Source organism: Gemmatimonadetes bacterium SCN 70-22 (assembly GCA_001724275.1).
GTDB lineage: Bacteria > Gemmatimonadota > Gemmatimonadetes > Gemmatimonadales > Gemmatimonadaceae > SCN-70-22.
The window spans coordinates 160017-172084 of the sequence record MEDZ01000002.1; the positions used below are offsets into that span (position 1 = coordinate 160017).

Here is a 12068-nt window from a genome sequence, read left to right on the forward strand (position 1 = left end):
GCTCCCCCCCCGCGCCCATCGCCCCATGCCGGGGCAAGGAAGTGGCCGTCGCATGCCGAAAGTACTGATTGCCGACGAACTCAGTCCCGCCGCGGTCGAGATCTTCGCACGTCGTGGCATCGAAGCCGACGTCAAGGTCGACCTCTCGAGGGAACAGTTGCTGCGGGTCATCGGCATGTACGAGGGGCTGGCCGTGCGCTCCGCCACCAAGGCCGATCGCGAGGTGATCGCCGCCGCATCGCGGCTGCGTGTCATCGGGCGCGCCGGGATCGGCGTCGACAACATCGACATCCCCGCCGCCACCGCGCGCGGGATCGTGGTGATGAACACCCCGTTCGGCAACAGCATCACCACGGCCGAGCACGCGATCGCCCTCCTCTTCGCCGTCGCGCGCCAGCTCGGCGAGGCGAACGCTTCCACCCAGGCGGGGAAGTGGGAGAAGGAGCGCTTCATGGGGGTCGAGCTCCACGGCAAGACGCTCGGTGTGATCGGGTGCGGCAACATCGGCGCCCTCGTCGCCGAGCGCGCGCTGGGACTCAAGATGAAGGTCATCGCCTTCGACCCCTTCCTCTCGCCCGAGCGCGCGCTGGCGCTCGGCGTGGAGAAGGCCGAGCTGGACGAGCTGCTGTCGCGCGCCGACGCCATCACGCTGCACACGCCGCTCACCGACCTGACGCGCAACATCATCTCCGCCGATGCGCTCGCGCGGACCAGGCGCGGGGTGATCATCATCAATGCGGCACGGGGCGGTTTGGTCGACGAGGGCGCGCTGCGCGCGGCGCTCGACAGCGGCCACGTGGCGGGGGCCGGCTTCGACGTCTTCACCAGGGAACCGGCGCGGGAGAACGTCCTGTTCGGGGCGCGCAACTTCATCGCCACCCCGCACCTCGGCGCCAGTACCATCGAGGCCCAGGAGAAGGTCGCGTTGCAGGTGGCGGCGCAGATGAGCGACTACCTCCTTGCCGGGGCGGTGACCAACGCCCTCAACATGCCCTCCATCAGCGCCGAGGAGGCGCCGCGCCTCACCCCCTTCGTCTCGCTCGCCGAGCGGCTGGGGCTCTTCGCGGGGCAGCTCGCCAGCGCCGACCTGGAGGGCATCGAGGTGGCGTTCGAGGGCGAGGTCGCCCGCCTCAATACGCGCCCGCTCACCGCCGCCGCCCTCGCGGGGATCATCCGCCCCCTCCTTCCCGACGTGAACATCGTCTCGGCCCCCGCCGTCCTGAAGGAGAAGGGGACCCCGCTCACCGAGTCCCGCCACGACGTCGTCTCGGCGTACGGCTCCCTCATTCGCATCGGGGTCCGGTCCGGCGGGGAGTGGCACCGGGTGGCGGGGACCGTCCAGGGAGGGGCGCCGCGCATCGTCGAGGTGAAGGGGATGGCGCTCGAGGGCGCCTTCCTCCCCGTCATGCTGTACGTGAACAACTCCGACTCACCGGGGTTCATCGGGGCGCTGGGGACGATCCTGGGCCAGGCGCGGATCAACATCGCGACCTTCCACCTCGGGCGGCTGGGGCCGGGCGAGGACGCCGTGGCGATCGTGGGGGTGGACCAGGTCGTCCCCGAGGACGTGCAGGAGCAGCTGCGCCGCCTCCCGCAGGTCCGTGTGGTGCGGGTGCTGCGTTTCTGAGTTGGCGGGATCTTCGCGCGAAACTCGGCTCCCCATCCCCTCCGTACGGGGTACCTTCTATCGTTCACGGGTACCGTGAGCGGGCCCGGCGACGCCGGCGCCCGCGGGAGAACGACTGGAATGATGCCGATGCACCTGCGTTCGATCTGTCTGGTGGGCGCGGTCGCCGTGACCGCCGCGTGCAGCCGTTCCGCGCGCACCGCCGAGACCTATCCCCACCAGATGGGTGATGCGGCCGCGGCGGCGCGCGCGCGCGCCGACAGCACCCGCCGTCCGTACACCGAGGCCGACATCCACTTCATGACGGGGATGATCGGGCACCACGCCCAGGCGATCGTGATGGCGCGCTGGGCGGAGAGTCACGGCGCCAGCGCCTCGGTGCGCACCCTCGCCGGGCGGATCATCAACGCCCAGCAGGACGAGATCACCATCATGCAGCACTGGCTGCGCGACCGGAACCTCCCGGTCCCCGAGGCGAAGCCCATGCCCATGAAGATGAAGATGGGCGGGATGGAGCATGAGATGCTGATGCCCGGGATGCTCAGCGACGAGCAGATGCGGGAGCTCGACGCGGCGCGCGGCGCCGCGTTCGACCAGCTGTTCCTGGCGTACATGATCCAGCACCACAAGGGGGCGATCACGATGGTCGACGAGCTGTTCGCCAAGGATGGCGCCGGCCAGGACGAGACTGTCTTCAAGTTCGCCTCCGACGTGAGCGTCGACCAGACGACCGAGATCGCGCGCATGGAGCGGATGCTCTTCATGCTCAAGATCGAGAGCCCGGCGCCGACGCCGCGATAGCCGTCCCACGGCACGCGATGCGCGTGCTGGCCGTAGCACCTCCGCAGTCACCTGTCACACTTCGCTCCCTACGAGGAACAGGACCATGGCATTTCCGCTGCAGGCCCACCGGCCGTCACGCCGGTCGGCTCCCTCGCTCACATCATCCCTGGCCTTCGCCATCGGCGCGTTGTCGCTGGCGGCGTGCACGCGCTCGGCGGTGGTCGTGCCCGCGCCCTCCCCGACGCCCGATCCACGCGTCGGCCTGCGCGCGGGACTCACGGACGCCGGCGAGGCGGTGTCGAACCTTCGCGTCCTCTCCAGGACGTCACCGTCCAAGGACTTCGCCGGGAAGACCAATTCCGACCTGGCCTTCACGGGGAAGTACGCCATCCAGGGGAACTACAACGGCTGGCAGGTCTGGGACATCTCGAACCCGACCAAGCCCACGCTGGTGCGCGGCTTCGTGTGCCCCGCGTCGCAGAGCGACGTCTCGGTCTACAAGAACCTTCTCTTCGTCTCCGGCGAGGGGATGGAAGGGCGACTCGACTGCGGCACGCAGGGGGTGCACGAGGCGGTGAGCAAGGACCGCCTGCGCGGCATCCGCATCTTCGACATCACCGACATCGCCAACCCGAAGAACGTCGCCAACGTGCAGACGTGCCGCGGGTCGCACACGCACACGGTGCTCGAGGACCCGAAGGACAAGGAGAACGTCTACATCTATGTGTCCGGATCCGCCCCGGTGCGTTCGGGTGAGGAGCTTCCCGGGTGCGTGCGTGAGGCGCCGGACAAGAACCCCAACTCGGCGCTCTTCCGCATCGAGGTGATCAAGGTCCCGCTCGCGCATCCCGAGCAGGCGGCCATCGTCTCCAGCCCGCGCATCTTCGAGGACCTCACCGCCCCCAAGGGGCACGGCGCGGCGCCCGAGGACAAGAAGGCCATCGAGGAGGCCCGCGCCAAGGGGGCGTTCATCGCCGACGTGGGAGGGGAGTCGTTCGTCCTTCCGCCCAACTTCACGCGCCCGATGCTCGACTCGATCGTGAAGTCGCGCGGCGGGGCCGGCGCCCCGACGGCGGCCGACAGCACCGCGCTGCGCAACGCGCTGCCGGCGGTGATTGCCCGCATGATGGGGGGCGGGAGCGCCGCCCCCGGGCGTCCGCGTCCCGGCCCGACGCAGTGCCATGACATCACGGTGTATCCCGCCGTTGGGCTGGCCGGTGGCGCCTGCGAGGGATACGGCCTCCTGCTCGACATTCGCGACCCGGTGAACCCGAAGCGCATTGCGGCGGCCGCCGACTCCAACTTCGCGTACTGGCACTCGGCGACGTTCAACAACGACGGGACGAAGGTCCTCTTCTCCGACGAATGGGGGGGCGGCGGCGCTCCCAAGTGCCGCGCGTCGGACCCGAAGGAGTGGGGAGCCGACGCCATCTTCACCCTGAACAACGGGAAGATGGAGTTCAAGAGCTACTACAAGCTCCCGGCGGCCCAGACGGCGCAGGAGAACTGCGTCGCGCATAACGGGTCGCTCATCCCCATCCCGGGGCGCGACGTGATGGTGCAGGCGTGGTACCAGGGCGGGATCTCCGTCTTCGACTGGACCGATCCGTCGAACCCGCACGAGATCGCCTTCTACGACCGCGGCCCGGTGGATTCGCTGCGGATGCAGATGGGCGGCTCGTGGTCCGTGTACTGGTACAACGGCCACATCGTGAGCTCCGAGATCGCGCGCGGGCTCGACATCGTGGAGCTCACGCCGAGCCAGTACCTCACGCAGAACGAGATCGACGCGGCCAAGACCGTGCACCTGGACTACCTGAACGCGCAGGGGCAGCCGAAGCTGGTGTGGCCTCCCAGCTTCGCGCTGGCGCGCGCCTACGTGGACCAGCTGGAGCGCAACAAGTGCCTGTCGGCGTCGCGGATCGGTGAGGTGCGCGCGGCGCTGTCGCAGGCGGAGAAGGCGAGCGGTTCGGCGCGTCAGGGGACGCTCACCTCGCTGTCGACGCAGCTGGCCGGCGAGGCCGCCGGGTCGTGCGACGCCGGCCGCATGCGCAAGCTGTCGGACGCCATCAAGGATCTCTCGGTCACGAGCTGATCGCCGTCAGGCGCCCGGATGACACGAAGGCCCGCGCGGGATGCTGCGCGGGCCTTCTTGCATCTGGCGATCGTCGCCGCGTGCGACTACGCGGCGCCGGCGATCATCGTGGCGTGGCCACGCGCTGCGGCGTGGCGCGGACCGCCGCCTGCAACTCGTTGCCGAGTGCGCCGAAGACGTTGGAGCCCCAGCACCAGGAGGTGTTGGACGTATCGATGCCGCAGCTGTGGCGGAGGCCGGCGCTGATGGAGCGGAACTGCTGGGCACCCGACACCTGCGTAGGCGAGGTGACGATCCCGCTCGTCGTGCCGTTCCCCACCTGCCCCCAGCTGGCCGAGCCCCAGCAGTACGCCTGGCCCCCCTGGACGATGGCGCAGGTGTGGTTGGCGCCGGCGCTCACCTGCACGACGTTGGAGATGCCGGGGACGAGGAGGGGCGTGTTCGACACGACGTTCGGCGTCGTGGAGGTGCCGAGCTGCAAGCTGTCGTTTGCCCCCCAGCAGTACAGGTCTCCCCCCGTGGCGATGCCACAGGTGTGGCGGCCGCCGGCGGAGATCTCGGTGAAGGTCGCGCCGCCCGCCACGCTCTGCGGCGTGTCGGCGATGGGAGCGACGGCGCCATTGCCGAGCTGGCCAGAGGAGTTCTCACCCCAGCAGTACGCGCTGCCGCTCGTGGAGACGCCGCAGGTGTGCGACTCCCCCGCGCTCAGGCGCGACCACTTGAACGTCTCGAACCCAACGGCCAGCGGGATCGGGGTGGTGCTGTTGATGCGGCGGGCATCGCCGAGCTGGCCGCTCGCATCGGCACCCCAACAGTAGGCGGTGTCGGTGGTGGAGATGGCGCAGGCGTGGGCGCCGCCGACGGTGACCGACTTGAAGCGGACGCTGTTGACGGTGGCGCGGACGACGAAATCGCTCACCGGCGTCCCTCGTTTCCCGTCGCCGAGCTGGCCGAGGTCAGGCTCTCCCCAGCAATAGACGTACGAATCGCTTCCGATCCCGCACGCCGACGTCCCACCTACGCTCACGGAGGCGAAGGTCACGGCGGGAGCGAAGCGACGGGGGCTGATCGAGCACGCAGTGTCGACTGGTGCAATCGTCCCGTGGCAGAGCGAATCGGCCTGCACTCCGAGTCGCTGGCGCTCACCCATCCCCCAGCAATACCCCCGCCCCAGGTTCGCCACCCCGCACGAGAAGTCGGTGCCCACATCGAGCGACATGATCGCCCTCGGCAGCACCTGGATGCTCGTGCTCCCGGAGACGAAGCCCGACGTCGCCGTCACCTGCGCCGTCCCGGCCCCGACCAGGAGGACGCGCCCGGTGGAATCCACCGTCGCGACCGCGAGGTTCGACGACTGCCAGGTGAAGCGGCGCCCTCCCATCGACTGATCGTTCTGTCCGGTCGCCTTAGCCGTCAGCTGCACGGTGTCGGAGACGAGCGCCTGCGCCACCGGCGACGTCACCGCCACCGACTTCACCAGCGTCCTGACCTGCACCGCCGCGTTCCCGGACACCCCGCCCCCGGTGGCGGTGATGGTCGCCGTCCCGAGCGCGACGGCACGAACCACCCCTGCGCCGTCGACAGTCGCGATCGCCGGCGCCGACGACCGCCATGTGATGGTGGTCCCGGTCACGACGACCCCGTCACGGTCCCGCGCCACGGCGCGCAGGCGCACCGTGTCGCCCACCACGATGGGATCATCGACGAAGATCGATGCGGTAGCGGGAGTGACCGAGATGCTCTGGGTTCGCTGGGCGACCACGATGGTCGCCTTGACCTGCTGCTTCCCGGCAAGATCTGCCGAGATGGTCGCATTCCCATGCCCGCGGGCACTCACCAGCCCATTCGCATCGACCGTGGCGACGGCGGCGTCCGAGGTCGTCCAGCTCACGGCGACCCCGGTCACCGCGCCGCCGGTGGCCGCCGAGCGGACGCGCGCCAGGAGGCGGACCGTGTCGCCCGGAGCCGTCGTGTCGGCCGCGAAGATGGTGTCGAGACGGGGCGACACCGTGAGCGACAGGCCGACCGTCGAAGGCCCGGACAGGACGGTGTCGTCGTCACACCCAACCAGGATCACCGCCGCCCCCAACGCCAGAACCACCCACGGACTCCTCATCGTGCCCCCTCCTGAGCCGTTAGCATCGATAGCCTGCCCACCCCCGGAAACCGTCGCAAGCCCCGGGCCAAGGAACGGCTCCCCCCGGTTCACCAGGGCAAGTCGGCGGTCGGACCGTCGAGGCCAGCGCGGCGAGCCCCCCGACTCACCGCCGCTCTATCCCCGCTCTATCCCCGCCCTACCCCCTGATCCTGGGGGGACGGTGGTACCCGGCCGGCTCGTACGGGGCGAGCTTCTCCATCCAGAGCGCCTCCAGGGCCTTCAGGTCCTCCGTGGGGTCGTACGCCGGCGCGTCGGCGGGGGGGGTGAGGGTGTCAACCACCTCGAACGTGAAGCATTCCTGCCCCATCGTGTTCCACTCCTCCTGCAGCACGCGGTTGGAGTGACCCTTCAGCCTGAGCTGCGCCTGGTTCCGGTTGATCAGCGAGGAGATGTCGCGTCCGGCGAAGACGAACGCCTTGCCGTTGCGTGCATTGCGCAGGACGGCGACGCCCATGGTGCGCGGCGTCTCCTTGTACTGGCGGATCGCGGCCTTCCTGTCGATCGACATGGGGGAGCACGGTGAGGGAATCGGCGCGCCGCAGTTGTGGCCACCGCCACGCGATGCGAGCATTCGAGGATAACGCCGCCACGCCCTCCTTCCTACTGCGCATGTCGCACTACCCCGTCGTCGCCCCCGACCTCCCGACCCCAGTCGGCCCCTACTCCCCGGGGATGGGGTTCGAGCGCCTCATCTTCGTGTCGGGGCAGGGGGCCGTCGACCCCGCCACCGGCCAGCTGGCCGGCCCGGATGCCGCAGCCCAAACGGAACAGTGCCTCCGGAACCTGCGGGCGATCCTTCGTGCCGCCGGCTCGGACCTCCAGTACGTGCTGCGCTGCGGCGTCTTCCTGGTCGACATGGGCGAGTTCAGGGAGATGAACGCCGTCTACGAACGGGCGTTCGGCGGCCACCGCCCGGCCCGCACGACCGTCCAGGTCTCGGCCCTCCCGCGCGAGGGGCTGCGCGTCGAAATCGACTGCGTGGCGTACCGGCCCTGATCCTCGCCCCTTCGAGCCCGTGCACACCACGCTGAACCACTGGTCCGCGATCCTCGCCGATACCTGGCAGGTCGATGCCACCCTCGCGTCGCTCGCTGGCGAGTACGACCTCAACCTGCGCGCCACCACGCGAGACGGGCGCCGGTACGTCCTCAAGGTCATGCGCCCGGGATGCGATGCGCCCTTCGTCGACCTCCTCACGCAGGCGCACGCCCACATCGCCTCGCGCGACCCCGGCGTCCCCATCCCCGCACTCGTCCCCACGCGTGACGGGGCGCCGTACTGCCAGCGCCCCGATGCCAACGGGGAGGCGCGCTACCTGTGGCTCCTCTCGTCGCTCGACGGCGTCGAGTACCGGCGGGCACGCCCCCACTCCCTCGCCCTCGCCAGCGAGCTGGGCACCCACGTCGCACGCCTCGACCGCGCCCTCGCCGACTTCACCCACCCGGCCATGGCGCGCGACTTCAAGTGGGACCTTCGGCGCGGCGACTGGATCGCCGGCCACCTGCACGAGATCCCCGATCCCGGACGGCGCGCCATCGTCGACGGCATCCTCGCTCGTTATGCGGCGCTCAAGCCCGCGCTCCTCGCCGAGCCGGCCGCGGCGATTCACAACGACATCAACGACTGCAACATCCTTGTAGGGCGCTCGGCCGCGGGGACGCTCGCCGTGACCGGGATCATCGACTTCGGCGACCTGACCCTCGCTCCCGCAGTCGCCGAGCTCGCGATCACCGGGGCGTACCTCGTCCTCGACCATCCACACCCCGAACGGGCGCTCGCCGCCTTCGTCGCCGCCTATCACGGCATCACCCCGCTGTCCGGCGCCCAGCTCGACCTGGTCTGGCCGCTCCTCCTGATGCGCCTGGCGGTGAGCGTGACCAACTCGGCGCGCATGGCGCGCGAGCGCCCCGGCGACCCGTACGCGGTGATCTCCGAGGCCGCGGCATGGCGATTCCTCGAGCGATCACGGGGCATCGCCGAGGCACAGGTGAGTGCCCGGCTGCGCGCGGCATGCGCCCTCCCGGCCACGGACTCGGCCGGGCGCGTCATCGCGTGGCTCGACAGCGAGCGGGGGCGATTCGCCCCGGTGATGGGACGCGACCTGTCGGAGCTCGCGGCCGGCTCGCTGGCCATCACGTCGTCGCTGGCCCCGCGCGACCCGCTGGCGATGACGGACGAGGAGGCCCGTACGTTGGGCGCGGCGGCCGGCGTGGGCGCCGCGTGGGTCGGGAGCTACGCCGAGCCGCGCGCCGTCTACACCGCCCCCGCCTTCAGAAAGGGGGCGCTCGCCGTCTCCGACCGCCGTTCGGTCCACATCGCGGTCGATGTCTTCCTCCCGGCGGGGACTCCCGTGCACGCCCCCTGCGATGGTGTGGTGGATGTCGTCGAGTTCCGCGAGGCAGCGCTCGACTACGGGGGGATGGTCGTCCTGCGGCACCAGACGCCGGCCGGCGACGCGTTCTGGACGCTGTACGGCCATTTGTCGCGTGCCACGGTGCAGGCGCTCAGGGTGGGGCAGCGCGTGACGCGGGGGGAGCAGCTTGGCGCCCTCGGGTCGCCGGAGGAGAATGGCGGGTGGGATCCGCACCTGCACCTGCAGCTGGCGGTGCTCACCGACGGCATGGCGGGAGACTGGCCCGGGGTCGCCGACCCCGACGACCTCGCGATGTGGCGCGCCATCTGCCCCAACCCCGCCGCCCTGCTCAACCTCCCCGACGCGAGGGTCGAGTACCGCCCCATCGACGTGGCGACGCTCCTCGCCGGCCGCGGTGCGCACTTTGCCTCCAACCTCAGGCTGAGCTACCGCGACCCCTGCCTCTTCGTGCGCGGGTGGAAGCACTACCTGTTCGACCAGTGGGGACGGACGTACCTCGACGCCTACAACAACGTGCCGCACGTGGGACACGCCCACCCGCGACTGCGCGCCGTGGCATCCGACCAGCTGGCGCGGCTGAACACGAACACGCGCTACCTCCACCCGCTGCAGGTCGCCTTCGCCGAGGCGCTCCTGGCCAAGGCGCCGCCGCACCTCACGCACGTCTTCCTCGTGAACTCGGGGAGCGAGGCGAACGAGCTCGCGTTGCGGCTGGCGAGGGCGCGCACCGGGGGACGGGACATGGTCACCCCCGACCACGGGTACCACGGGAACACCACCGGCGCCTACGACCTCTCCGCCTACAAGTTCAACAAGCCGGGCGGCGGCGGCCGTCCCGACTGGGTGCAGCTGGTCCCGCTCCCCGACGCCTATCGCGGCCCGCACCGCGGCGCCGACGCCGGGGCGGCGTACGCGGCGTACGTGGATGAGGCCATCGCGCGCATCCCGGCGCGGGGAGGAGGCGCACGGCTCGCCGGCTTCATCGCCGAGACCTTCCCGAGCGTCGGCGGACAGGTCCTCCCACCGCCCGGCTACCTGTCGGGGGTGTATGCCCGCATTCGTGCGGCCGGCGGCGTCTGCATCGCCGACGAGGTCCAGACCGGGCTCGGACGCCTCGGCGAGTACTACTGGGCCTTCACCCAGCAGGAGGTCCTCCCCGACATCGTCGTCCTGGGGAAGCCGCTGGGCAACGGGCATCCGTTGGGCGCCGTCCTCACCACATCCGAGATCGCTCGCGCATTCGACAACGGCATCGAGTTCTTCTCGACCTTCGGCGGGAGCACCCTCTCGTGCCGCATCGGGACCGAGGTCCTGCGCATCGTCGACGACGAAGGGCTGCAGGACAATGCCCGCGCGGTCGGCGGCCACCTGCTGGCCGGATTGCGCGACCTGCAATCCCGCCAGGCGCTCATCGGCGATGTGCGCGGCCTCGGACTCTTCGTCGGGGTGGACCTGGTGGCCGACCGCAGCTCGCGCGCGCCCGCCACGGACGCGGCCCGCTACGTGGTCAACCGGCTGCGCGAGGAGCGGATCCTCGTCGGGACCGAGGGGCCCGCCGACAACGTGCTGAAGATCCGCCCGCCGTTGACGGTCGGGCGCGACGACGTGGAGTGGCTGCTGGAACGGCTGGAGGAGATTCTCGGGGAGTGGGGGACGGCATAGCCCGCGCGCCCGTCCCGGGCGGGTCCGCTGTGGCCCGCCCGTCGCCTCGGGGCGTGCGCCCGGCACCCTGCGCCGGCTGTCCGGACGTGTCCGGGCGTGTTACCAGCTCTGTGCCGCGCGCAGCGACGGATTCGCCCGGACGAGGTAGATCCCCATCACGATCGCGGCGCCGATCCCCGCCGCCCACACCGCAGCCGCCGAGAGAATCTGCCCCAGCGGGATCGCGAAGACCTGCGCCGCGCCGATCATGTGCACGGCGACGAACATCCAGAAGAAGAGCGCCAGGTACCACAGCTGCTCTCCCTTGTTTGCCAGCGACACGAGCGCGGCTCCGATGATCCCGAAGCCGAGGAACGTGACCAGGTGGAGCCCGTTGAAGGCGAAGACGTACGGCGCCGAGACGGTGACCGCCGCCGGGTCGGTCGCGCCGTAGAAGAGCGTGGCGCCCAGCACCGCCGCCGTCTGGAACGGCGACCGCCCCCCGGCCACGTTCGCGATGGCGAAGACGACCGCGACGACCGCGTAGCCGAGCAATCCGGCGACCACCCCCTGCCGCAGGACCCTGAGTGACGACTCCTTCATGAGAACCTCCGGTGGGCACCTCACGAGGATTTCGCCGCATCTCCGCATCCGGTATCCGACAGCACCCCCCTTGGTGTAGGGGAACCCGGCCATCCGGGCGATTACGCCTGGTCGCCGGGCGTGGTCAGGCGTGCGCGGCCCAGATGGTCTCGCCCTTGGCGTGCGGCACGCAGGGATCGAAGCGCCCTGGCGTCTCCACGTAGCGCAGCGCCTTGGTCATCCCCACCGCCGACGTGAAGTAGCCGAGCAGCGCCAGCTCCTTCACCATCCGGAAATAGTGGTTGGGCTCGTCCTTCTTCTTCGCGGCGTGGTAGTCGATCGCCTCCTTGTCGATCGCCGTCAGGAGGGCGGTCCGCTGCTCCGGCGTCGCCTGCATGAACGGGATGCCGTGGGCCTTTCGACTCGCCTCGTTCAGCGACACGAGCCCGGCGCGGAAGATCTCCTGGTCCTTCGGCTCGTAGCAGTCCTGGACCATCACGGCCATGAAGACGCCGCAACGGGCGGCCTTCGCCCCCGGCGTCGACGTCTCGGGAAGGATCGTCTCGGCGATCTCGTCGAGGTAGGCCACCTCCTCGGCGGTGAACATCGTCTGCCGCGGCTCGGGCGTGGCGCCGATCACCGTCGCCGAGTCGACGCCGGCGCCTCGCTCCCGGGCGCACGCCGCCATCAGCGCCGATCCGCCGATGAAGGCGGCCCCCCCCAGCAACGCGCTCACGCGGCGAATGGCCTCGCGGCGGTCTATCAGCGACTGCGGTTCCAGCTCGTCAGGCATGGCCGGTGTCCTGTG

General features: G+C 70.5%; 9 protein-coding genes. 5 read left to right on the top strand and 4 right to left on the bottom strand.

The genetic code is table 11. The features are described from left to right. The first annotated feature begins 52 nt into the window (after window positions 1–52). The 3 genes from ABS52_00750 (at window position 53) to ABS52_00760 (ending at window position 4505) form a co-directional block, all read left to right on the top strand. Window positions 53–1627 carry a phosphoglycerate dehydrogenase gene (locus ABS52_00750; protein ODT05258.1) on the top strand — a complete coding sequence of 525 codons (1575 nt, stop codon included), beginning with the start codon at window positions 53–55 and terminating at the stop codon, window positions 1625–1627. A gap of 120 nt (window positions 1628–1747) precedes the next feature. Next, the gene (locus ABS52_00755; protein ODT05259.1) at window positions 1748–2428 is read left to right on the top strand and encodes a hypothetical protein; all 681 of its coding nucleotides are present in this window, start codon (window positions 1748–1750) and stop codon (window positions 2426–2428) included. An 85-nt stretch (window positions 2429–2513) separates the two neighbouring features. After that, entirely contained in the window at window positions 2514–4505 is a 1992-nt protein-coding gene (locus tag ABS52_00760; protein ID ODT05260.1) for a hypothetical protein, read from the top strand. A 103-nt stretch (window positions 4506–4608) separates the two neighbouring features. Here ABS52_00760 and ABS52_00765 read toward each other — a convergent pair whose 3' ends face one another. Together ABS52_00765 and ABS52_00770 are read right to left on the bottom strand one after the other, a co-directional pair. After that, window positions 4609–6621 carry a hypothetical protein gene (locus ABS52_00765; GenBank protein ODT05261.1) on the bottom strand — a complete coding sequence of 671 codons (2013 nt, stop codon included), beginning with the start codon at window positions 6619–6621 and terminating at the stop codon, window positions 4609–4611. A 178-nt stretch (window positions 6622–6799) separates the two neighbouring features. Continuing rightward, window positions 6800–7165 (bottom strand): hypothetical protein, encoded by a 366-nt coding sequence (locus ABS52_00770; protein ID ODT05410.1) that lies wholly within the window; start codon window positions 7163–7165, stop codon window positions 6800–6802. Window positions 7166–7272: 107 nt separating this feature from the next. Between ABS52_00770 and ABS52_00775 the strand changes: the two genes are divergently transcribed. Both ABS52_00775 and ABS52_00780 read left to right on the top strand, forming a co-directional pair. After that, window positions 7273–7659 (top strand): reactive intermediate/imine deaminase, encoded by a 387-nt coding sequence (locus ABS52_00775; GenBank protein ODT05262.1) that lies wholly within the window; start codon window positions 7273–7275, stop codon window positions 7657–7659. 31 nt (window positions 7660–7690) lie between these two features. Continuing rightward, a complete protein-coding gene (locus tag ABS52_00780) occupies window positions 7691–10699 on the top strand; it encodes a peptidase M23 (protein ID ODT05411.1) in 3009 nt (1002 codons plus the stop codon). Between the two features lie 99 nt (window positions 10700–10798). Here ABS52_00780 and ABS52_00785 read toward each other — a convergent pair whose 3' ends face one another. Together ABS52_00785 and ABS52_00790 are read right to left on the bottom strand one after the other, a co-directional pair. Further along, window positions 10799–11281: a hypothetical protein gene (locus ABS52_00785; protein ODT05263.1), complete on the bottom strand. Its 483-nt coding sequence runs from the start codon at window positions 11279–11281 to the stop codon at window positions 10799–10801. Between the two features lie 124 nt (window positions 11282–11405). Then, on the bottom strand, window positions 11406–12023 hold the full coding sequence (locus tag ABS52_00790; protein ODT05412.1) for a twin-arginine translocation pathway signal protein: 618 nt from the start codon (window positions 12021–12023) through the stop codon (window positions 11406–11408). Window positions 12024–12068 lie beyond the last annotated feature (45 nt).